At 73.0% G+C, this 20,709-nt stretch carries 21 protein-coding genes; 12 read left to right on the top strand and 9 right to left on the bottom strand.

Going from position 1 to position 20,709, the window contains the following annotated elements; translation table 11 throughout:
• The first annotated feature begins 65 nt into the window (after window positions 1–65).
• From catC to C8D89_RS19450, 5 genes are all read left to right on the top strand, one after another.
• A complete protein-coding gene (gene catC, locus C8D89_RS19470; RefSeq protein WP_116709779.1) occupies window positions 66–347 on the top strand; it encodes a muconolactone Delta-isomerase in 282 nt (93 codons plus the stop codon).
• A 50-nt stretch (window positions 348–397) separates the two neighbouring features.
• Entirely contained in the window at window positions 398–1,162 is a 765-nt protein-coding gene (pcaD, locus tag C8D89_RS19465; protein ID WP_116709778.1) for a 3-oxoadipate enol-lactonase, read from the top strand.
• A 2-nt stretch (window positions 1,163–1,164) separates the two neighbouring features.
• Window positions 1,165–1,965: a CoA transferase subunit A gene (locus tag C8D89_RS19460; RefSeq protein ID WP_116709850.1), complete on the top strand. Its 801-nt coding sequence runs from the start codon at window positions 1,165–1,167 to the stop codon at window positions 1,963–1,965.
• Between the two features lies 1 nt (window position 1,966).
• Window positions 1,967–2,629 (top strand): 3-oxoacid CoA-transferase subunit B, encoded by a 663-nt coding sequence (locus tag C8D89_RS19455; RefSeq protein ID WP_116709777.1) that lies wholly within the window; start codon window positions 1,967–1,969, stop codon window positions 2,627–2,629.
• Window positions 2,630–3,036: 407 nt separating this feature from the next.
• Window positions 3,037–3,735, top strand: coding sequence for a PAS domain-containing protein (locus C8D89_RS19450; protein WP_116709776.1), 699 nt, complete (start codon window positions 3,037–3,039; stop codon window positions 3,733–3,735).
• A 50-nt stretch (window positions 3,736–3,785) separates the two neighbouring features.
• On the opposite strand, the gene C8D89_RS19445 is transcribed toward C8D89_RS19450, so the two are convergent.
• Both C8D89_RS19445 and C8D89_RS19440 read right to left on the bottom strand, forming a co-directional pair.
• Entirely contained in the window at window positions 3,786–5,807 is a 2,022-nt protein-coding gene (locus tag C8D89_RS19445; protein ID WP_116709775.1) for an acetoacetate--CoA ligase, read from the bottom strand.
• Window positions 5,808–5,824: 17 nt separating this feature from the next.
• Window positions 5,825–6,469 (bottom strand): class I SAM-dependent DNA methyltransferase, encoded by a 645-nt coding sequence (locus C8D89_RS19440; protein WP_116709849.1) that lies wholly within the window; start codon window positions 6,467–6,469, stop codon window positions 5,825–5,827.
• Between the two features lie 122 nt (window positions 6,470–6,591).
• Here C8D89_RS19440 and C8D89_RS19435 point away from each other — a divergent pair, with 122 nt between their 5' ends.
• The 4 genes from C8D89_RS19435 to C8D89_RS19420 all read left to right on the top strand — a co-directional run bounded on the left by C8D89_RS19435 (window position 6,592) and on the right by C8D89_RS19420 (window position 9,814).
• On the top strand, window positions 6,592–7,767 hold the full coding sequence (locus C8D89_RS19435) for an MFS transporter (RefSeq protein ID WP_116709774.1): 1,176 nt from the start codon (window positions 6,592–6,594) through the stop codon (window positions 7,765–7,767).
• Window positions 7,768–7,844: 77 nt separating this feature from the next.
• Window positions 7,845–8,273, top strand: a complete 429-nt coding sequence (locus tag C8D89_RS19430; protein ID WP_116709773.1) for a CBS domain-containing protein — start codon at window positions 7,845–7,847, stop codon at window positions 8,271–8,273.
• 45 nt (window positions 8,274–8,318) lie between these two features.
• Window positions 8,319–9,293 carry an aldo/keto reductase gene (locus C8D89_RS19425; RefSeq protein WP_116709772.1) on the top strand — a complete coding sequence of 325 codons (975 nt, stop codon included), beginning with the start codon at window positions 8,319–8,321 and terminating at the stop codon, window positions 9,291–9,293.
• A gap of 131 nt (window positions 9,294–9,424) precedes the next feature.
• Window positions 9,425–9,814, top strand: a complete 390-nt coding sequence (locus C8D89_RS19420; RefSeq protein ID WP_116709771.1) for a VOC family protein — start codon at window positions 9,425–9,427, stop codon at window positions 9,812–9,814.
• Window positions 9,815–9,818: 4 nt separating this feature from the next.
• On the opposite strand, the gene C8D89_RS19415 is transcribed toward C8D89_RS19420, so the two are convergent.
• The 5 genes from C8D89_RS19415 to C8D89_RS19395 all read right to left on the bottom strand — a co-directional run bounded on the left by C8D89_RS19415 (window position 9,819) and on the right by C8D89_RS19395 (window position 15,539).
• Complete coding sequence (locus C8D89_RS19415) at window positions 9,819–10,994, bottom strand: macrolide family glycosyltransferase (protein ID WP_116709770.1); 1,176 nt, start codon at window positions 10,992–10,994, stop codon at window positions 9,819–9,821.
• A 227-nt stretch (window positions 10,995–11,221) separates the two neighbouring features.
• Window positions 11,222–12,313 (bottom strand): ABC transporter ATP-binding protein, encoded by a 1,092-nt coding sequence (locus C8D89_RS19410; protein WP_116709769.1) that lies wholly within the window; start codon window positions 12,311–12,313, stop codon window positions 11,222–11,224.
• A 12-nt stretch (window positions 12,314–12,325) separates the two neighbouring features.
• Entirely contained in the window at window positions 12,326–13,216 is an 891-nt protein-coding gene (locus tag C8D89_RS19405; RefSeq protein WP_116709768.1) for a carbohydrate ABC transporter permease, read from the bottom strand.
• Window positions 13,216–14,157, bottom strand: a complete 942-nt coding sequence (locus C8D89_RS19400) for a carbohydrate ABC transporter permease (protein ID WP_116709767.1) — start codon at window positions 14,155–14,157, stop codon at window positions 13,216–13,218. Before C8D89_RS19400 ends, C8D89_RS19405 begins: the two co-directional genes overlap by 1 nt.
• Window positions 14,154–15,539 carry an ABC transporter substrate-binding protein gene (locus C8D89_RS19395; protein ID WP_116709766.1) on the bottom strand — a complete coding sequence of 462 codons (1,386 nt, stop codon included), beginning with the start codon at window positions 15,537–15,539 and terminating at the stop codon, window positions 14,154–14,156. Before C8D89_RS19395 ends, C8D89_RS19400 begins: the two co-directional genes overlap by 4 nt.
• A gap of 191 nt (window positions 15,540–15,730) precedes the next feature.
• On the opposite strand from C8D89_RS19395, the gene C8D89_RS19390 reads away from it, so the two are divergent.
• Entirely contained in the window at window positions 15,731–16,723 is a 993-nt protein-coding gene (locus C8D89_RS19390; protein WP_116709765.1) for a LacI family DNA-binding transcriptional regulator, read from the top strand.
• Window positions 16,724–16,760: 37 nt separating this feature from the next.
• Here the strand turns inward: C8D89_RS19390 and C8D89_RS19385 are convergent, their stop codons facing one another.
• On the bottom strand, window positions 16,761–17,417 hold the full coding sequence (locus tag C8D89_RS19385) for an L-2-amino-thiazoline-4-carboxylic acid hydrolase (protein ID WP_116709764.1): 657 nt from the start codon (window positions 17,415–17,417) through the stop codon (window positions 16,761–16,763).
• Between the two features lie 179 nt (window positions 17,418–17,596).
• The gene (locus C8D89_RS19380; protein WP_207787316.1) at window positions 17,597–18,151 is read right to left on the bottom strand and encodes an SRPBCC family protein; all 555 of its coding nucleotides are present in this window, start codon (window positions 18,149–18,151) and stop codon (window positions 17,597–17,599) included.
• 116 nt (window positions 18,152–18,267) lie between these two features.
• On the opposite strand from C8D89_RS19380, the gene xylB reads away from it, so the two are divergent.
• The gene (gene xylB, locus C8D89_RS19375) at window positions 18,268–19,665 is read left to right on the top strand and encodes a xylulokinase (RefSeq protein WP_116709763.1); all 1,398 of its coding nucleotides are present in this window, start codon (window positions 18,268–18,270) and stop codon (window positions 19,663–19,665) included.
• 561 nt (window positions 19,666–20,226) lie between these two features.
• Window positions 20,227–20,709, top strand: coding sequence for an Hsp20/alpha crystallin family protein (locus C8D89_RS19370; RefSeq protein ID WP_116709762.1), 483 nt, complete (start codon window positions 20,227–20,229; stop codon window positions 20,707–20,709).

Below are 20,709 nucleotides of genomic sequence, written 5' to 3'. Positions count from 1 at the left end.
CTGACGTTGAGCGTCCGTAACACCACACGCTCGATCCGCCTCGACTCGACCACTCGGAGCACCAGGTGCAGTTTCTCGTCCGCATGGACGTCCGCCTCCCCCACGACATGCCGCAGGCCACCGCCGACGACCTCCGCGCGCGGGAGAAGGCCCGCGCGCACGAGATCCAGCGCGCCGGCAAGTGGCCCGAGCTGTGGCGGGTGGTCGGGCGCTACGCCAATGTCAGCCGCTTCGACGTCGACTCCGCCGACGAGCTCCACGAGCTGCTCACCAGCCTCCCGCTCTTCCCCTACATGGACGTCGAGGTGACGGCCCTGACCCGCCATCCCTCGAAGCTGGACTCCTGATGGGCGGAAGCGACGGTTCACCGGGTGCGGTGACGGGGCACGGTGGGGCCGTGAAGCTCCACCACGTCATCGAGGGTCCCGACGACGCGCCCGCCCTGGTCCTGCTGTGCTCGCTGGGCAGCACGGTGGACATGTGGGCGCCACAGCGCCGCGAGCTCGCCGACGAGTTCCGCGTGATCACCATCGACACGCGCGGCCACGGCGGCTCGCCGGTGCCCGACGGGCCCTACCGCATCGAGGACCTCGCCCGCGACGTCCTCGAGACCCTCGACGAGGTCGGCGTCGATCGCGCCTCGTTCGCCGGCGTGTCGTTGGGCGGCGCGATCGTGCAGTGGATCGGCCTGCACGCTCCGGAGCGCGCGAGCACGCTGGCGATGCTGTGCACCGCGGCGCGCTTCCCCAACGCCGAGACCTTCCGGCAGCGGGCCGAGACGGTCCGCGCGGACGGGGTGGCGGCCGTCGCCGACGCCGTCGTCGCGCGCTGGTTCACCGAGGACTACGCCAAGGCCGAGCCCGACACCGTCGCCCGCATGCGCGACCTCATCGCCTCGACGCCCGCCGAGGGCTACGCCGGCTGTGCGGAGGCGATCGCGGACTGGGACGTCGTCGATGAGCTCGGCGGTATCCGCGTGCCGACGCTCGTGGTCGCCGGCGTCGAGGACCCGGCGACGCCTCCGGAACACCAGCAGGTCCTCGCCGATGGCATCCCGGGCGCCCGGCTCGAGTGCATCACCGACGCCGCGCACCTCGCGTCCTACCAGCGACCCGACGTCGTCACGCCGCTGCTGCGCGAGCACGCGAAGGGGGTTTCGTGACCATCGACAAGACCGTCGCCTCGGCCGACGAGGCCGTCGCCGACATCGGCGACGGCGCCTCGCTGGCGGTCGGCGGGTTCGGGCTGTCCGGCGTGCCGATCGTGCTCATCAACGCCATCTCGCGCGGCTCGGCGACCGACCTGCACGTCGCGTCGAACAACTGCGGCACCGACGGCTGGGGCCTGGGCATCCTGCTCGAGCAGCACCGCATCGCCCGCGTCGTCGCGTCCTACATCGGCGAGAACAAGGAGTTCGGGCGCCAGTACCTGGCCGGCGAGCTCGAGGTCGAGCTGACCCCGCAGGGCACGCTGGCCGAACGGATGCGCGCGGCCGGCTCGGGCATCCCCGCCTTCTACACCCCGGCCGGGGTCGGGACGTGGGTCGCCGACGGCGAGATGCCCTGGCGCTACCACCCCGACGGGTCGGTGGCGGTGACCTCGCCGCCCAAGGAGGTCCGCGAGTTCGAGGTACGCCAGGAAGACGGGACGAGCCAGCGGGTGCCGTTCGTCCTCGAGCGCTCGCTGGTCTGCGACTTCGGCCTCGTGCGCGCGGCCAGGGGCGACCGCCACGGCAACCTCGTGTTCCACCGCTCCGCGCGCAACTTCAACCCGCTCGCCGCGATGGCCGGGCGCACCACGATCGCCGAGGTCGAACAGCTCGTCGAGCCCGGCGAGATCGACCCCGACGAGGTCCACGTGCCCGGCATCTTCGTCCACCGCGTGGTGGAGCTGACCGGCGAGCAGGTCACCACCAAGCACATCGAGAAGCGCACACTGCGTCCTTCTTCGGGGGGAGAGTCCTGAGATGGCCCTGACCCGCGAGCAGATGGCCGCCTGCGCCGCGCGGGAGCTGACGCACGGCTCCTACGTCAACCTCGGCATCGGCCTGCCGACGCTGATCCCCAACCACCTGCCCGAGGGCGTCGACGTGCTGCTGCACTCGGAGAACGGGCTGCTCGGTGTCGGTCCCTACCCGACCGAGGACGAGGTCGACCCCGACCTCATCAACGCCGGCAAGGAGACCGTGACCGTGCGCGAGGGCGCCTCGTTCTTCGATTCCGCGCTGTCGTTCGGGATGATCCGCGGCGGCAAGGTCGACATCGCCGTCCTCGGCGCGATGCAGGTGGCCGTCAACGGCGACATCGCCAACTGGGCGGTGCCCGGCGCGATGGTCAAGGGCATGGGCGGCGCGATGGACCTCGTGCACGGCGCCCGCCGCGTGCTGGTGGTCATGGAGCACGTGACGAAGAAGGGCGCGGCCAAGCTCGTCGAGACGTGCTCGCTGCCCCTGACCGGCCGCGGCGTCGTCTCCCGCGTGATCACCGACCTCGCCGTCGTCGACGTGACGCCCGGCGGCTTCGTCCTGCGCGAGCTGGCGCCCGGCGTGGAGCCCGACGAGGTGCGGGAGAAGACGGATGCGCCCCTCGCCGACGCCGATGACCTCGTCGAGATGGCGACGTCCGCGTGAACTCACATTCACTGAAGAATGCGTCGACCGGTCGTGCGAAAACGATTCCCCGACTGGCGTCCTTTGGCTCGACATCGCCGTGACGCCTCGCTCCACGAGGTGTCGTTGAGCGTGAGACTGGCCGATGGACGAGCCGCGAGCGCCGCCGGGCGAACACCGTGATCGATCCGGTCGGCCGCGGCGTGCATTGGGTTTGCGCCCGCAAACATTTCCGTGAATAGTCGCCGCACTCTCCCGGAGATGTGATCGCGCCGTCGGGGAACCACCACTCCTCCGGACGGCCCAGACCATCGGAGAAAACGCCACCACCACGGACACGACGGCCCACCAGAGGTGCCGATGACGCCCCCACGCCCCGGACCCGCACACCACCACGGCGACGCCGACCTCTCGAAGGCCGCGGACCGATGATCACCAACCACGACCTCGCGGTCATCCCGGCCGACACGGCCCGCGCCGCCCTGAGCTCCGCCCGGATCGCGGTGACCGAGCGGGTGGCCCTGCGGCTCACCACCCACTCCCTCGACCGGGTCCAGCGCGTGGTGCTCCGCCTGCTGGCCCGCGCCGGCCTCTCCGACCCGGAGACCCGCGCCGCCCTGCGGGCGGAGGCGGACGAGCTCGATGCCGCCGTCCGGGCCGCGCGCGACGTCCTCTTCGCGCGGCCGGAGGGCGACGACGCCGTCGTCGCGACGCCCGGCGGGCCGCGGGGCAACGGAACCCGCCGCGTCGTGCCGGACCACCCTGTGGAGACCGCCCTGCTCGACACCGCGGGGACCATCGTGTGGGTCAACCCGGCCTGGCACGAGTTCTGCCTGGCCAACGGCGGCGACCCCACCCGCGCCGGCGTCGGCCGGTCGTACCTGGGGCTGTGCGACGCCGCGTCCGACCCGCAGAGCGCCGCCGTCGCCGCCGCGATCCGGGCCGCGCTGCGCGGTGACCTCCCCGCCCCGGCCCGCATCGAGGTGCCGTGCCCCGCACCGGAGCGGCCCCGCTGCTTCGACGTCCTGGTCTCGTCGCGCCGCGACGACCGTGGCGCCGTGCTCGGCGCCACGGTCACGCTGTCCGAGGTCGTCCCCGCCGAGACGCGAACGGCCTCGGACGCCTAGCACCGAGTCAGAGGAGCACGCCGACAGGGCGCTCGCTGCGGGGCACCGCCCTAGTCACGGGCCCGCGCGACGACCGTCTCGAGGGCCTCGGGGTTGCGCAGCGCATCCTTGCTGACCGCCTTCTCCGCCGGCGTGCCGGCCAGGATGCGCTTCACCGGCACCTCGGACTTCTTGCCGTTGAGCGTGCGCGGGATGTCGTCGACGACCAGGAAGCGGTCGGGCACGTGCCGCGGCGAGAGCTGCGAGCGCAGCGCCTTCTTGAGCCGCCCCTCGACGTCGTCGAACGCGACGCCCTCGGCGAGCACGACGAAACACAGGAGCTCGCCGCCGTCGCGGGCGCCCTCGAGCCCGGAGGTGTCGATGACCAGCGAGTCGAGCACCTCGTCGAACGACTCCACGACCTCGTAGAACTCCGCGGTACCCATGCGCACGCCGCCGCGGTTGAGCGTCGAGTCGCTGCGCCCGCGGATGACGCACGAGCCGCGCGGGGTGACCAGCAGCCAGTCGCCGTGACGCCAGATGCCGGGGAAGTCCTCGAAGTACGACTCGTGCATCCGGCTGCCGTCCGGGTCGTTCCACAGCATCACCGGCATCGAGGGCATGGGGCGGGTGATGACGAGCTCGCCGACCTCGTCGACGATCGGGTTGCCCTGCGGGTCGAACGCCTCGACCGCCGCGCCGAGCGCCCGGCACGAGATCTCGCCGCGCCACACGGGCACGGTCGGCGCCACGCCGACGAACGCCGCGCAGACGTCGGTGCCACCGGAAACGGACGCGATCTGGATCCTGTCGGCGTGCTCCCCTTGACCGCCGATCGCGTCGCGGAGCCAGTCGAAGCCCTCCGACGACAGCGGCGAGCCTGTGGAGCCGACCGAGCGGATCGCCGACAGGTCGAACGCGTCGCACGGGCGCAGCCCGGCCTTGAGGCACGACTGCACGAACGACGCCGACGTCCCGAACAGCGTCACGCCCTCGTCGGCGGCCATGCGCCAGAGCACGTCGAGGTCGGGGTGACCGGGGCTGCCGTCGTAGGCGACGATTGTGGCGCCGACCAGAAGCCCGCTGATCAGCAGGTTCCACATCATCCAGCCGGTGGTGGTGAACCAGAAGAACCGGTCGCCGGGACCGAGGTCGTGCTGGAGGGCGAGCGACTTGAGGTGCTCGACGACGATCCCGCCGTGCGAGTGCACGATGCCCTTGGGCAGCCCGGTGGTGCCCGAGGAGTAGAGGATCCACAGCGGGTGGTCGAACGGCACGGGGTCGACGGCGAGCTCGGCGTCGGCGTGGTCGGTGAACGACGCCCAGCCCAGGACGTCGTCGTGCCCGGACCACGCGCCCTCGGCCAGGTAGTCGACGCCGACGACCGCGGAGAGGGTGAGCAGCTGCCCGCGCAGCTCGCCGACCGTGGCGCGGATGTCGTAGCCCTTGCCGTTGTAGAGGTAGCCGTCGACGGCGACGAGCACCGACGGCTCGATCTGCGCGAAGCGGTCGACGACGGCGCGGGTGCCGAAGTCCGGCGAGCACGACGACCACGTCGCGCCCAGCGACGCCGCGGCGAGGAAGGCGACGAGCGTCTCGACGGTGTTCGGGGCCAGCGCGACGACGCGGTCGCCGCGGCCGACCCCGAGCGCGACGAGCCCGGCGCGGGCGCGGGCGACGTCGGCCCGCAGCTCGCCGTAGGTGCGCGCGACCCGCCGCCCGTCCTCGCGCACCGCGACGATCGCGATGTCGCCGTCCGCCCCGCCCTCGGTGGGCCACAGGGCGTGCTCGGCGTAGTTCAGCGTGGCGCCCGGGAACCACTGCGCCCCGGGCATGCCCTCGTCGCCCAGCACGGTGCGCGGCGCGTCGTGGAAGCGCACGCCGAGGTGGTCGGCGAGCGTGCCCCAGAACGCCGGCAGGTCGCTGGTCGACCAGCGCCAGAGGTCGTCGTAGCTCTCGACGGTGACGCCGTGCTCCCGGGCGACGCGCTCGGCGAACGCGGTGATCCGCGCCTGCCGGACCGTCGCCTCGTCGGGCCGCCAGAGGATCTCGGGCTCGTCGGCCGTGGCCTCGTTGTCTGACCCGGTGCTCATGGGCACCGTTCTATCCTTCAGCGGGCGGTCAGCACCAGCATCCGCGCCTCGACGCCCGCCCCCGCCCGGTAGGGCGTCGCATCGGCCGACACGAGTTCCGCCCGTCCGGCCGACACGAGGTCGTCCACGGCGGCGCGGTACCCGCCGGTGTCCCAGGCGTCGCCCAGCACGGTGGCGACCACGTGCCCGCCGGGGCGGGTGATGCGCACGAACTCCGGCAGCACCTCCGGGCCGACGTGCCCGTGGGTGAGCGTGCCGACGCAGACGACGACGTCGTAGGCGTCGGTGGGCGTGTCCAGCGGGCGGGTCAGGTCGGCCGGCTCGAGCGAGCGGTAGGCCCCGGTGGCGCGGGCCTGCTCGAGCATCCCGGGCGAGACGTCGACGCCGTCGATCACCGCCACGCCCCGCCGCGCCAACTCGGCGCCGACCAGCCCGGTCCCGCAGCCGGCGTCGAGCACGGTGCCGTCGGTGCCCGCGACGCGCACGACGGTGTCGGCGGCCAGCCGCGGCGCGACGTAGTCCTGGCTGGCGTCGGCGAGGTCGGCGTCGTAGCGCCGGGCCCACTCGTCGTAGAGCGCGCGGGCGTCCTCGGGCCCAGCGAGTCCGTACGCGCGTTGCAGGTAGGGGTTGTCGCCGGTCGGGGTCGGCGGCTGCTCGCTCATGCCCGCCACTCTCCTACGTGCGCAATCTTCTGAGCTATACCTCAGAAGATCACGCACGTAGAGTCGGGGACGTGCAGAACCTCTTCCGCCGACATTGATCGCCCCGCCCGCGCACGGCGCGGGTGCCGCGCGGGTTCACGGCCCGGGTCGTCGCCGTCGAGGCGCTCGGCCAGTTCGTGCCGCTCTACCCGCTGTACGCGCTGCTCTTCGCCGACCACGGCCTGTCCGACGCGGCGATCTCCGCGCTGTTCGGGCTCTGGTCGCTGACGACGCTCGTCCTCGAGGTGCCCTCCGGCGCCTGGGCCGACGTCACCTCCCGCCGCCGGATGCTCGCCGCGTCGGGAGCGCTCACCGCCGCCGCGTTCGCCCTCTGGGTCCTCGTGCCCTCGACGGCCGCCTTCGCGGTCGGCTTCGTGCTCTGGGGCGTGGCCACCGCGCTGGGCTCGGGCACCCTCGAGGCCCTGGTCTACGACGCCCTGGAGCGCTGGGACGCCACCGACCGCTACGCGACCCTGATGGGCCGCGCCCGCTCCGGATACCTCCTCGCGATCCTCGTCGCCACGCTGCTCGCCGCGCCGTTGGTGCAGCGCGGCGGGTACGGGCTGCCGGGTCTCGTCGGCAGCGCCGCCACCCTCGCCGGCGGCGCCCTCGCGCTGACCCTGCCCGAGGCGCCGCGCGAGCGGCCGCCGCGGACCACCGGGCGGGTCACGGCGGCGGTCGCCGACTGGTGGGCGACGCTGCGCGACGGGGTCGCCGACGTCTCCCGGACCGCGCTGCTGCGGCGCGCGGTGGTGGTCACCGCCCTGCTCACCGGGCTGCTCGCCTTCGACGAGTATCTGCCGCTCGTGGCCGCCGACGGCGGCGCGTCCCCGGCGCTGGTCGCGGTCCTGCTCGCCGTCGTCGGCGTGGCCGAGGCGGGCTGTGCGGCGCTGGCGGGTCGCTGCGCGCGGCTCGGGCCCCGGGTGCTCGCGGTGCTGCTCGCCGGCGCCGCGCTCGCCGTCGCCGCCGGCGCGCTGCTGCCCGTGGCCCCCGGGTTCGTCGCGATCGCCGTGGGCTACGGCGTGCTGGGGATGCTGCTCGTGGTCGTCGAGACCCGCGTGCAGGAGGCCGTCACCGGCGAGGCCCGGGCGACGGTGACGTCGGTGGCCGGGTTCGGGTCGGAGGCGGTGGGGATCGCGGTGCTCGTCGTGGTCGGCGTGGGCTCGGTGTGGGTGGCGCTGCCGGTGCTCGTCGCCGCCCTGGCGGGCCCGTTGCTCGGCGTCGCGGTGCTGGTGAGCAGGACCGACGGACGACGTTGACGACGATTCGGGGCTGGTCGAACACGGACGGTTCCTGCCATCCTCGGGCTGTCGCGCACCCGACGAAGGGGACGGCCATGAGGATCGCGGACCTGCTCGCCCGCAAGGGGACCGACGTGCTCACGGTCGAACCCGATGCTCCCGTCACCTCGCTGCTCTCGGTGCTCGCCGCCCGCAACGTCGGCGCCGCCGTCGTGTGCGAGGGCGACCGGCTGGCGGGCATCGTCTCCGAGCGCGACGTCGTGCGGCACCTGCACCACCGCGGCGCGGCGCTGCTCACCGCGCCGGTCCGGGAGATTATGACGACGGTCGTCGCCACCTGCCGGGCGAGCGACGACGTCCAGGAACTGAGCCGGACGATGACCGAGCGCCGTATCCGGCACGTCCCGGTGGTCGACGACGAGGAGAGGCTGACGGGGATCGTCAGCATCGGCGACGTCGTGAAGAGCCGCATCGACCAGCTCGAGGAGCACCGCAGCCAGCTCGAGGCCTACATCTCGGGGTAGGTCCTGTCGCGTTCGACCGTTCCGGGGCGCGGGTACGCGAGCGGTATGGAGAGCACCAGGCTGGGCAGGACCGAACTGCAGGTGTCGCGGATCGCGTTCGGCACGTGGCAGGTCTCGGGCGAGTGGGGCTCGTACGACGCCGACCAGGCGCAGCGGGCGATCCGGCACGCGTTGGACCTGGGCGTCAACTTCTTCGACACCGCCCAGGCCTACGGGTTCGGCCAGGCCGAGGAGGTCCTCGCGAACGCGCTGCGCGGCGAGCTCGACCGCGACCGCGACTCCGTCGTCATCGCCACCAAGGGCGGCATCAATCCGGGCGGCGAACGTCCGCGCGACTCGAGCCGCGAGTGGCTGCGCAAGGGCGTCGAGTCGTCGCTGAAGGCGATGAAGATCGACCACATCGACCTCTACCAGATCCACTGGCCGGACACGGACACGCCGTTCGAGGACACCGCCGGCTACCTGCAGGAGATGGTCGACGAGGGCAAGATCCGCCACGTCGGCGTCTCCAACTTCGACCAGGACCAGATGGCCGCGTTCGACCGCCGACGTCCCGTCGAGACCTTGCAGCCGCCGTACCACCTCTTCCGTCGGCACATCGAGGACGGGGTCCTGCCCTACGTGCGCGAGCACGACATCGGGACGCTGGTCTACAGCCCGCTCGGCTCGGGCCTGCTGACCGGGACCATGACCGAGGACACCACGTTCGAGGACTCCGACTGGCGCTCGCAGGCCTCGGCGTTCCAGGGCGAGAAGTTCCGGAGGAACCTCGAGGTCGTGGAGCGGCTGAAGTCGTTCGCCGCCGACAAGGGCTGCGAGGTCTCGCAGCTCGCGATCGCGTGGGTGCTGGCGCAGGACGGCATCGACGTCGCGATCGTCGGCGCACGCTCGGACCGGAACATCGAGCGGTCGCTCGCGGCGGTGGACGTGCCGCTCTCGGCCGACGACCTCGCCGAGATCGAGCGCATCACCGCCGACGGTGTCCAGGTCAGCGGCGCCTCGCCGGAGGGCGTGGCCTGAGGGCCACCTCGAAGGTCGGCCCGCGGGTGACGGGGCGGAGACGCCCGGACACCCAGCGTGGTCCGTTTCCAGGACCGGCCGCTCCGAGTACCGTATCCGGTTCTCCGTCCACCGCCGGCGAAGGAGTGCCGATGACCGCGTCCACGCCCACCACGACCGTCTCGAACCTCGGCGTCGCCATGTTCACCGTGGCCGACCAGGACGCCGCCATCGCCTTCTACACCGAGAAACTCGGATGGGAGCTGCGCGGCGACACCCGGTTCGGGGAGAACGGCGAGAACCGCTGGGTCGAGGTCGCCCCGCCGGGCTCGACGGCGCGCCTGGCCCTCAACCCCCCGATGGGCGGCGAACCCGGCGGGGGCGGCATCGGCGTCGAGACCCCGGACGTGCGTGCGGAGCACGAGCGCCTGCGCGCGGCCGGCGGGGTGGATCTCGACGACGTCATGGAGGCGCCCGGCGCGCCGACGCTGTTCATGATGCGCGACCCCGACGGCAACCACATCGCCGTCGTGCAGGTCTGACGGCTCACCCTCCGAGCACCGCCTCGACGACGTCGGCGGCCGCCGCGGCACCGCCGGCGCGGCGGAGCTCCTCGCGCTGCGCCGCGACCCGCTCCGCCACCTCGGGCGAGGACGTCAACGCCACGAGGGCCGCCCGCAGGACCTCGGGCGTGGCGTCCTCGGCCGGGACCGTCCGGGCGACGCCGAGCGACTCGAGCATCGCGGCGTTGCCGAACTGGTCGACCGCCCGCGGGATCGCGATCATCGGCACCCCGGACCACAGCCCCTCGGCGCAGCCGCCCATCCCCGCGTGGGTCACGAACGCGCTCGCGCGCCCCAGCACCCCGAGCTGCGGCACCCACCGGTGCGCGGCGACGTTCGGCGGCAGCTCGCCCAGCGCGTCGAGGTCGACGTGCGGCCCGACCGCCAGGACGACGTCCCAGCCCAGCGGCGCGAACGCGGCCGCGCAGGCCCGGAACAGGTCGGGCTCGTCGTGGTACGCCGACCCGAACGACACGAGCACCAGCGGACGTGTGGGCGCGGGCCACTGCTCGTCCTGCGCCCGGCGCGCGAGGTCGGGGCCGACGAACGTGTAGATCTCCGGGTCGACGCGGTCGGCGCACGGCTGCAGCGCGCGCGGGATCTCGACGATCGACCGCGTCGGCCGCCCCACGAACTCCTCGGGGTCGTCGTCGATCCCGTGCTCGGCGAGCCACGCCGCGAAGCGCGCGAGGTAGCGCCGGTACCCCGGCTCCTGGCGGAACGCGAGGTCGTCGGCCAGGTCGGACTCGAACCCGTCCCAGGCGACCATCGCCGGCGAGAGCTGGACCGCCGGGACACCGAAGCGCCGCGCCAGGACAGGGGCGGGGTAGCCGCCGATGTCGTAGAGGGCGAGGTCGGGGACGTCAGCACCGTCGGGGCCGAGTCCCGCGGCGATCTGCGGGAGCGCCAGCACGGCCTCGTCGAGGAAGAGCGCGGTGCCGGCGACGGGGTCGGCGGGCCACTGCTCGCCGCGGGACTGGTCGGGCAGGACCGAGGTGTGGACCAGCGGCGTCGCGCCGGTCGCCGCGACCATCTCGGCGAACGGCGCGGGGATCGCGTAGGTGACGCGGTGCCCCCGCGAGACGAGCTCGGCGATCACGGGCAGGTGCGGGTGGGTGTGACCGTGGGCGGCGACGCCGACCATGAGGACGTGGGCCATGACGGACTCCGGGAGCAGGACGGGACGAGGGCGGGCGCGGGCACCGCCGGGCGGGCGTGCCGGCGGTGCGGGGGCGGGCTCTGGTCAGCCGTAGAGCTGCTGGGTCACGGAGCGGACGCTAGGCCGCTCGGCGCAGGGCGCGCGAGCCATTTCCGGGCGAGCGTGTGGCGCTACGGACACTGGATGTCTGCGATGGCCCACCGCTGACGCGGGCGCCACGCCTGCCGCTACGGCAGACGCTGCCCCGTCTCGACGTCGAAGACGTGCAGGGCCTCGGGGTTCGGGCGCACGGCGATGGGGTCGCCGAAGCGGACCTTCACGCGCCCGGGCCCGCGGACGACGATCGAGGTCGAGGTGTCCTCGGCGAGGTGGGCGTAGAGGTAGGACTCGCTGCCCAGCTCCTCGACGACGTCGACGACCGCCTTGATCACCGAGCCGGCGTCGGCGTCCGTGCTCTCCAGCACCCAGTCCTCGGGGCGGATGCCGACCGTGATCCGGTCGCGCGACCCGGCCGCGTCGGAGATCTCGCGCGGCAGCGGGACCTCGACGCCGCCGAGGGTCACGCCGGTGGACGAGCGGGGCAGGTCGAGCAGGTTCATGGCCGGCGAGCCGATGAACCCGGCGACGAACGCGTTGGTCGGCCGGTCGTAGAGCTCGGGGGGCGTCGCGTACTGCTGCAGCTTGCCGTCGGCGAGCACCGCGACCCGGTCGCCCATCGTCATGGCCTCGACCTGGTCGTGGGTGACGTACACCGTCGACACCGCCAGGCGGTTCTGCAGCTCGGCGATCTGCGCGCGGGTCTGCACGCGCATCTTCGCGTCGAGGTTCGACAGCGGCTCGTCCATGAGGAACACCTGCGGCTCCCGCACGATCGCCCTGCCCATCGCGACACGCTGGCGCTGGCCGCCGGACATCGCCTTGGGCTTGCGGTCGAGGAAGTCGGTGAGCCCGAGCATCTCCGCGGCCTGGCGCACGCGCCGGCCCCGCTCCTCCTTGTCCATCCCGCGCATCTTCAGCGGGAAGGCCATGTTCTCCGCGACCGTCTTCGACGGGTAGAGCGCGTAGTTCTGGAACACCATCGCGATGTCGCGGTCCTTCGACGGCACGTCGACGACGTCGCGCCCGTCGATGCGCACCGAGCCGGCGTCGATCGGCTCGAGGCCCGCGAGCATCCGCAGCGCCGTCGACTTGCCCGACCCCGACGGCCCGACGAGGACGACGAGCTCGCCGTCGGCGACGGTGAGGTCGAGGCTGTCGACCGCCGGCTTCGCGCCCGGGGTGTAGATGCGCGAGGCCTGGTCGAACACCACTTCGGCCATTGGACTGTCCCCTTACTTCACGGCGCCGAACGACAGGCCCTGCACCAGCTTGTTCTGCGCCACCCAGCCCGCGATGACGACGGGTAGCGCGGCCAGGGTCGCCGCCGCGGAGAGCTGGGCCCAGTAGAGGCCCTCCGAGGTGATGAACCCGACCAGGAACACCGGCACCGTGCCGGCGTTGGCCGCGGTGAGGTTGACCGCGAAGAAGAACTCGTTCCAGGCGAAGATCACGCAGATCAGCGCGGTGGCGAAGATGCCCGGCGAGATGATCGGCAGCACGATCTCGCGCAGCGTGCGCCAGAGCGGGGCGCCGTCGATGCTCGCCTGCTCGAGCAGCTCGCCGGGGACCTCGAGGAAGAACGAGCGCATCATCCACACCGCGATCGGCAGGTTCATGCCGGTGTAGAGGACGATGAGCGTCCAGATGTTGTCCAGCGCCCCGATCTCGTTGACCACGACGTAGATCGGCACGATCGCGGCGACGACCGGCAGCATCTTGGTCGAGATGAAGAAGAACAGCACGTCGGACGTCTTCTGCACTGGACGCAGCGACAGCGCGAACGCCGCGGGGATCGCGAGCAGCAGCACGAGCAGCGTGGAGATCACGGTGGCGCCGACCGAGTTCGCGAGGTACGGCCCGATGCCGGACGAGAAGACGCCCTCGTACTGCTCCAGCGTCGGCTCGAAGATGATCTTCGGTGTCGGGGTGTAGGCGTCCGCCTCCGTCTTGAAGGAGGTCAGAACCATCCAGAACACCGGGAAGAAGAACGCGATGCCGACCACCCAGGCGATGACGCCCAGCCAGACGTCCACCGCGTTGCCGCGCCGCCGCCGGGGCTCGGGCGCGCCCTCGGCGGTGTCCGGGGTCCGCTCGTCGGGCGGGGTGCTCGTCGTGACCGCCATCAGGCCGCCTCCTCCTCACCCGAGAACGTCCGGAACAACAGCCGCAGCGCGAACGTCGCCGCGATCAGCGTCAGGATCACGACCACGACACCCATCGCCGCCGACTGACCGATGTCGAAGCCCAGGAACGCGCGCTGGTAGATGTAGAAGGGCAGGTTGGCGCTGGCGACACCCGGCCCGCCCTGGGTCATCATGTAGACGGTGTCGAAGGTGTTGACCAGGTAGATCGTCCCGAGCACGACGCCCAGCTCGATGAACCGCCGCAGGTGCGGCAGCGTCAGCTCCCGGAAGATCGACCACGAGTTCGCGCCGTCGACCCGCGCCGCCTCCAGCTGGTCGGTCGGCTGGCTCTGCAGGCCCGCGAGCAGCAGCAGCATCATGAACGGCGTCCACTGCCACACCAGGGCGGCCATCACCGACGCCAGCGGGAACTCGCTGATCCACTCGGTGCCCGACGCCCCGAACGGCGAGAGCACGAAGTTGACCAGGCCGAGCGTCGGGTCGAGCAGCACCGTGCGCCACAGCAGCGCCGCCGCCACCGGCGTGATGAGGAACGGCGTGATCAGCAGCGTGCGCACCACGCCGCGACCGAAGAACTGGCGGTTGAGCAGCAGCGCCAGGACCAGCCCCAACGCCACGGCGATGAGCACCGAGCCCAGCGTCATCACCACGGTGTTGAGCGCGACCTGGCGGAACTGGCTGTCGGTGAAGACGTCGGCGTAGTTCTGGAACCAGACGAAGCTCTGCGAGCCCGGCCGGACGAGGTTCCAGGACTGGAGCGAGTAGAAGATCGTCAGGAGGAACGGGATCTGCGTGACGATGATCGTGAAGATGAGCGCCGGGAGCAGCGGGGCCCGGCGGCGCCAGCCCTCGGCGCGGTCGATCATCGGCGCGCCGCCGGCCTGCTTGTCCGGGGCGGGACGTTCCAACGTGGTCGTCATCGCTGGTAGCTCTCCCCCACCGTCTGCGCGTAGTTCTGCGACTGCTCCAGGGCCTCGTCGACGCTGATCTGCCCGGCGATCGCCGCGCTGATCTGCTGGCTGACGCGGGTGCCCAGGTCCTGGAACTCGGGGATGCGGACGAACTGCACGCCCTCGTACGGCACCGGCTGCACCGTCGGCTGCTGCGGGTTCGCACGCTGCAGGCCCTGCAGGATCAGCGGCGCGTAGGCGTTCGACACCCGCTGGTACTCCGGGTTCGCGTAGGTCGACTGGCGTGAGCCCGGCGGGACCGAGGTCCACCCGATCTCCTGGCCGACACGCTGGATGTACTGCCGGTCGGTCATCCACGCCATGAACCGCCACGCCGCGTCCTTGCGCGGGGAGGTCTGCGGGATGCCGAGCGCCCAGGAGTAGAGCCAGCCCGACGACGGCGTCGCGACGACCGGGGCCGGCGCGTAGCCGATGCGCCCGGCGACCGTCGACTCCTCCGGGTCCTCCACCGTGCCCGCGGCCGACGTCGCGTCGTACCACATGGCGACCTGGCCCTGGCCGAACTGCGTGGCGCACTCGGAGAAGCCGGACTGCGAGGCGCCGGGCTGGCCGTGGGTGCGCACGAGGTCGACGTAGAACTGCACCGCCCGGCGCACCTCGGGCGAGGTGAGCTGGGCCTGCCACTGCGGGTCGTACCAGCGCCCGCCGAAGGTGTTGATCACCGTGTCGAGCGGGGCCATGAGCTCGCCCCAGCCGGGCTTGCCGCGCAGGCAGATGCCGCGGCGCTGGCCCTCGCCCTGGTCGAGCCGCGCCGCGAACTCGGCGATCTGCGGCCACGTCGGCTGGGCGGGCATCTGGATGCCGGCCTGCTCGAAGAGGTCCTTGCGGTACATGAGGAAGGACGACTCGCCGTAGAACGGCACCGAGTACATCCGCCCCTCGTAGGACAGGGAGTCGCGCACGGTCGGGATGAAGTCGGCCCGGTCGTAGCCGGGGGTGCGCGCCATGTAGGGCTCGAGGTCGGTGATCCAGCCGTTCTGCGCCCACATCGGCGTCTCGTAGTTCGAGATCATGACGATGTCGAACTCGCCCCCGCCGGTGGCGACCGAGGCCGTGATCTTCGCTCGGGCCTCGTTCTCCGACAGCGAGACGAAGCGCAGCCGGATCCCCGGGTTCTCGGCCTCGAACTGCGGCGAGAGGGAGATCGCGTCCTCCATCTGCGGGTTGGACACGATCGCGACCGTGACGGTCTCGACGCCCTCGGCCGTCCCGAGCGCTCCCGCGCCCGAGCAGCCGGCGACGAGCGCCAGGCTCGCCAGGATCGCGGCCAGGACCGACGGTGCCCGACCGCGTCCCCGACCCCGCCACCGTCGCTGCGCCGCCCCGCGCATCCGCGCCTCCCGCCCCCCGTGGCCATCCCGGCGCCGCCGTCGAGCGTGACCTGGGCCACTGGCGGTGCGAGTGACCGTAGAACTGCGCTCCGTGAGGCGCAAGCGCTTAACCGCATCAGTTGCGCGGGGCGGGTGCAGGAGGGGCCGGACAGGGTAGAAATTCCTCGCGGGGCCGAGGACGGGAGCCGGGCATGGTCACGATGGCCGATGTCGCGCGGATGGCCGGTGTCTCCACCGCGACCGTCTCCCACGTCCTCAACGGCACCCGCCCGGTGCGCGCCCGCACCCGGGAGCTCGTGCTGTCGGCGGTCGCCGCGACCCACTACACGCCCAACACCGTCGCCCGCTCCCTGGCCACCGCCCGGACCACGACGATGGGTCTGGTGCTCTCGGCGATCTCCAACCCCTACTTCGGTGAGCTGCTCCACGCCGCCGAGTCCGCGGCCGCCGAGGCGGGCTACACGCTGCTGCTGGTCGACCCGCGCGAGGACCCCGAGTACGAGCTGACCGTCGTCACCCGCCTGCACCACCACCGCGTCGACGGCGTCGTGCTCGCGCCGTCGGCCCGCCCCGAGGCGGCCCTGGCCTACCTCGCGCGCCACCAGGTCCCCACGGTGCTGCTCGACCGCCTCATCGACGCCGACCACGACCAGGTCGGCAGCGAGAACTGCGAGGCCACCGCCGCGCTCACCGGCCACCTCGCCGACCACGGGCACACGCGCATCGGGCTGGTCGCGGGCCTCGACGGGCTGTCGACCACCTCCGAGCGCCGCGACGGCCACCGCGACGCCCTGCGCCGCCGGGGCCTGCCCGCCGACCCGGAGCTGGAGGTCAGCGGGGAGTCGGCGACGGAGCCCGCGCGCCGCGCCGTGCACCGCCTGCTCGCCCTCGACGACCCGCCGACCGCCATCGTGGCCGGCAACAACAGCATGACCATCGGCGTCATGCAGGCGCTGCGCGACGCGGGGCTGGTGGTGCCGCGCGACGTGGCGGTGGCCGCGTTCGACGACTTCGCCTGGGCCGACCTGTTCTCCCCGCGCCTCACGGTCGTCGCCCAGCCGTTCGGCGAGATCGCGGCGACCGCGGTGCAGATGCTGCTCGCCCGCATCGGCGACCCCGACGCGCCGCCGACGACCCGCCGCCTCGCCCCGCGCCTGGTCGTGCGGGAGTCCTGCGGCTGCTGAGGGGCCGGGGCGTCTCGAACCCGGCACCCCGACAGGATCACGCTCGCACGGGCGCCCCGGTTCCGGCTGATCGGGACGCGGCGGTCACCGGCTCGTAGCGGAAGCGACAGGCGTCGTCGCCCGCCGCCAGGGTCGTGGTGCGGGTGAGACGGGCGCCCCAGAGTTCCTCGACGCGAGGGAAATCCATCCCGCAGAACGCGCGTAGGCACAGCTCGCGCTCGCCGCGGGCGACCAGGAAGTCCGCCATCGGGCAGCGGCGGACGTCGTAGGCATAGGGACCGACGCGGACGTGCTCGAAGCCCGGGTCGTTGTACGGGAAACCCTGCTCCAGGCGCACGTTGATCCGGAGCCGGGTGGCCGGGTCACGTACGACCCACCGGACCACCGAAGCCGACAGGTTCGCCACCGATCGGTAGCACCTCCAGTTGACGTCGGCAGCGATCCGGAGCGCCTCGGCCGGGTCGACGCCCTGCTCCTCGAGGCTGCGCTTCACCGCGAGGGTGAGACAGGCCGTCCTGGTCAGCAGCCGGCTCCCCCACGTCGCCTGCTCGCCGAGCTGGGCGACCTCCGCCGTGTAGTGCCGTCGAACGCGCGCAACGATCTCCGTCGCCTCCGCGGACGCGATCCGCCCCCGGTCCGGCCGCTCCGACAGCGGGGCCGGCCCATGATCGTGCGGCGCATCCGACGCGCGCACAGAGTGATCAGACAACGATCCACGAGGTCCATGACCGTCCTCCTCACGACGGCGAGCCATGCCGTCCACCTCGCGCCGCACCCTGCGCCGCGCCACAGCCGGCGTGCAGGACCACCAGGGCCCTTGGCGAGACCCGGTAGGGCCCGGCGTGCGGGAGCCGACCGGGAGGACATTCGCCCCTATGCGCCGGGACCGACCCGTCCGGGCGGCGCGTCGCGGTGGACGGGATCGTCGTGGTCGGCTCGCCCGGACCACGAGGCGGCCAGCCCGGCGAGGTTGTCCAGCGAGCGCTCGACGTGGTCGGTGCCGAACGGCGGGAAGCTGATGTACTCGCGCACCGGGGCCGGCACGCGCGACCAGTCGTAGGTCAGCGTCACGCGGCACGCTTCGTCACCCTCGGGCTCGAGGTCGTAGCGCCAGGTCCAGCCGCCGTATCCCATCGCGCCGTCGGGCTGCTCGTACCCGGGCTTCCAGGCGATGGCCCGCGGGCGCTCGAGCACCTCGACGCGGTTGTGGATGCGGTAGTGCCCGTCGGGGTGGTTCGGGTGGTACATGCCCATACCGAAGTGCTGCCCGACCTCGCGGATCGGCTCGGTCGTCAGCGGCTCGCACACCCACCCGGTGCCGTCGATCGCGGCGTGGGTCGCGGGATCGGCGAGGACGTCGAACACCCGCTCCGCCGGCGCCTCCATCCTGCGCGCCACGACCAGGATCTCGTCGGCTGTCGTGTCCATGCGGCCCTCCTCCGGTTGGTCGTTCTACCGTATCGGCTGATACTTAAAAAGGACAATGCACGAAGGGCCGCCCGGTGATCCCGTGCCGGGACGGGGGTCGCGGGGATACTGCCGCCATGGCGCGTTCAGCGGGGTTCGTGGCCGGGGTCGACTCGTCGACCCAGGCCACCAAGGTGCTCGTCGTCGACCCGACCGACGGTCGGGTGGTGCGCGAGTCCCGCCGCTCCCATCCCGACGGCACCGAGGTCGACCCGCGGGTCTGGTGGGACGCGCTGGCCGGGGCACTCGGCGAGGTCGGCACGGACGACGTCGCGGCGATCGGCGTGGCCGGTCAGCAGCACGGGATGGTGCTGCTCGACGACGCCGGCGAGCCCGTGCGCGACGCGCTGCTGTGGAACGACACGCGCTCGGCGCCGGACGCGCAGGCGCTCGTCGAGGAGCTCGGCGGACCCGAGGCCTGGGCGCAGGCCGTGGGCACCGTGCCCGTCGCGAGCATCACCGCGACGAAGCTGCGCTGGACCTCCCGCGCGGAGCCCGACGTCGCCGAGCGTGCGCGGCGGGTGATGCTGCCGCACGACTGGCTGACCTGGCGGCTGTGCGGCTCGCCCGCCGAGGCCACCACCGACCGGGGTGACGCCTCCGGCACCGGCTACTGGTCGACGATCACCGGCGAGTACCGGCCCGACCTGCTCGAGCTCGCGTTCGGGCGCACGCTCGGGGTGCCGCGGGTGGCCGACCCGGCCGAGGTCGTGGGGCGCACGAGCGACGGGCTCGCCGTGTCCGCGGGCACCGGCGACAACGCGGGCGCGGCGCTGGCGATCGGGCCCGCGGCGGGCGAGGTGATCGTGTCGATCGGCACCTCGGGCACGGTGTTCACCGGGCACGACCGACCGACCACGGACGCCTCGGGGCTGGTCGCGGGCTTCGCCGACGCGCACGGCGGCTACCTGCCGCTGGTCGCGACGCTCAACGCCGCGCGTGTCCTGGGTGTGGGCGCGCGGCTGTTGGGCGTGGACCCGGACGGGTTCGACGACCTGGCCCGCGCGGCCGAGCCCGGCGCCGACGGCCTGGTGCTGCTGCCCTACCTCGACGGTGAACGCACCCCCGACCGCCCGCAGGCGCAGGGCCGCTACGTCGGGCTGACGACGGCCGCGGCGACCCGCGAGAACCTGGCTCGCGCGACCGTCGAGGGCATGCTCTGCGGGCTCGCCGACGGGGTGGACGCCGTGACCGCGCAGGGGGTGCCGGCGCGGCGGGCGCTGCTCATCGGCGGGGGCTCGCGCTCGCGGGCCGTCGCCGACCTGGCGCCCGACGTGCTCGGCCTGCCGGTCGAGGTGCTGGCGCCGCAGGAGTACGTCGCCCTCGGCGCGGCCCGCCAGGCCGCCTGGGCGCTGCACGGCGAGGAGCCGGGCTGGACCGTGGAGCGCGAGACCGGCCGGGACGTGAGCGACCCCGCGATCGCCGAGCGCGTCCGCGCCCGCTACGCCGACGTCCGCGACGGCCGCGCCCCGTAGACACCGCTCGCCGGCGCCCGGGCCCCGGGCCCGCGCACACGGGGTGTGCGAGCGATGCGACTTTCCTGGCGTTCAATGCCAGGAACGCCACATCGTCGCTCGCGCGACACGCCGGCACCACCGCGGCGGACCCCTCGTCCATGGCCCGGGCGGGAGAGGTGGCGACGCCGTCGCCGACGTGTCGCCCACGAACCCGACCCCTGCGACGGGTCGTCGGCACGCGACAGTCGGGAGGCGTCGGCAGCAGGGGGGCGGCTACCGACGACCCGGCGGACGCGAAGAGCGTCGGCGACGGCGTCGCCGGCCCCGGGGGTGGAGGGGGAGCCACCACCGGGACCTGACCCACCGGCGGAAGCCGTGCGTGGGCTGGACAAACCATGCGTTGCCGGTCCATCCCGCACAACTCACCCGCATCGCTCCTGCGTCGAGCGGTCATCGGTGCGCCGAACGGTCCATTCGACACGAGCCGCCGCTCCTCGGGAATTGAGTGCATCAGACTCATGTTGCATGAGTCGTAGGCCCGCAAGGCCGGGCCGCCTTCGCATCCGAGGAGGAACCACCATGAGCACGCTGATCCCCTGGGGCCCGCGCTTCACCGACCCGTTCGCGGTGGCCGACGCCCTGTTCCGCCGCCCCGCCGCGACCCGCGGGAGCGGCTGGTACGCCCCGACCACCGACGTGGTGCGCGACGGTGACGATGCCGTCGTCCGTCTCGAGCTCCCGGGTGTGGACGTGGCCAAGGACGTCACCGTCGAGGTCGAGGGCGGGCGCCTGACCGTTCGCGGCGAGCGCCGCGACGAGCAGACCGGCGAGGGCTTCCGCCAGAGCCGCTACGGCTCGTTCCGCCGGATCTTCACGCTGCCCGAGCACGTCGACGGCGACGCGGTCTCCGCGTCCTACGACGCCGGGGTGCTGACGGTCCGCGTCGCCGGCGCCCACTCCCCGGTCGAGGCCGGCGCCCGGCGCATCGCCATCGAGGGCGTCTCCGCCCCCGAGCCGGCCGAGGGCGAGACCGGCGAGGCCGACGAGGGCAAGGCCGCCTGA

It is taken from the genome of Actinomycetospora cinnamomea, from assembly GCF_003096675.1.
Taxonomy (GTDB): domain Bacteria; phylum Actinomycetota; class Actinomycetes; order Mycobacteriales; family Pseudonocardiaceae; genus Actinomycetospora; species Actinomycetospora cinnamomea.
Note: the sequence above shows the minus strand (reverse complement) of the source record. Positions and strands in the feature narration are given on the sequence as shown.

Bases quoted from the DNA above. Each gene is read 5' to 3' on its own strand.
- C8D89_RS19425 (WP_116709772.1), top strand. From the start codon at position 8,319: ATGGAGAGCACCAGGCTGGGCAGGACCGAACTGCAGGTGTCGCGGATC.
- C8D89_RS19440 (WP_116709849.1), bottom strand. From the start codon at position 6,469: ATGAGCGAGCAGCCGCCGACCCCGACCGGCGACAACCCCTACCTGCAA.
- C8D89_RS19450 (WP_116709776.1), top strand. From the start codon at position 3,037: ATGATCACCAACCACGACCTCGCGGTCATCCCGGCCGACACGGCCCGC.
- C8D89_RS19390 (WP_116709765.1), top strand. From the start codon at position 15,731: ATGGTCACGATGGCCGATGTCGCGCGGATGGCCGGTGTCTCCACCGCG.
- C8D89_RS19445 (WP_116709775.1), bottom strand. From the start codon at position 5,807: ATGAGCACCGGGTCAGACAACGAGGCCACGGCCGACGAGCCCGAGATC.
- C8D89_RS19380 (WP_207787316.1), bottom strand. From the start codon at position 18,151: ATGGACACGACAGCCGACGAGATCCTGGTCGTGGCGCGCAGGATGGAG.
- C8D89_RS19395 (WP_116709766.1), bottom strand. From the start codon at position 15,539: ATGCGCGGGGCGGCGCAGCGACGGTGGCGGGGTCGGGGACGCGGTCGG.
- C8D89_RS19430 (WP_116709773.1), top strand. From the start codon at position 7,845: ATGAGGATCGCGGACCTGCTCGCCCGCAAGGGGACCGACGTGCTCACG.
- C8D89_RS19455 (WP_116709777.1), top strand. From the start codon at position 1,967: ATGGCCCTGACCCGCGAGCAGATGGCCGCCTGCGCCGCGCGGGAGCTG.
- C8D89_RS19420 (WP_116709771.1), top strand. From the start codon at position 9,425: ATGACCGCGTCCACGCCCACCACGACCGTCTCGAACCTCGGCGTCGCC.
- C8D89_RS19370 (WP_116709762.1), top strand. From the start codon at position 20,227: ATGAGCACGCTGATCCCCTGGGGCCCGCGCTTCACCGACCCGTTCGCG.
- C8D89_RS19400 (WP_116709767.1), bottom strand. From the start codon at position 14,157: ATGACGACCACGTTGGAACGTCCCGCCCCGGACAAGCAGGCCGGCGGC.
- xylB (WP_116709763.1), top strand. From the start codon at position 18,268: ATGGCGCGTTCAGCGGGGTTCGTGGCCGGGGTCGACTCGTCGACCCAG.
- C8D89_RS19415 (WP_116709770.1), bottom strand. From the start codon at position 10,994: ATGGCCCACGTCCTCATGGTCGGCGTCGCCGCCCACGGTCACACCCAC.
- C8D89_RS19405 (WP_116709768.1), bottom strand. From the start codon at position 13,216: ATGGCGGTCACGACGAGCACCCCGCCCGACGAGCGGACCCCGGACACC.
- C8D89_RS19410 (WP_116709769.1), bottom strand. From the start codon at position 12,313: ATGGCCGAAGTGGTGTTCGACCAGGCCTCGCGCATCTACACCCCGGGC.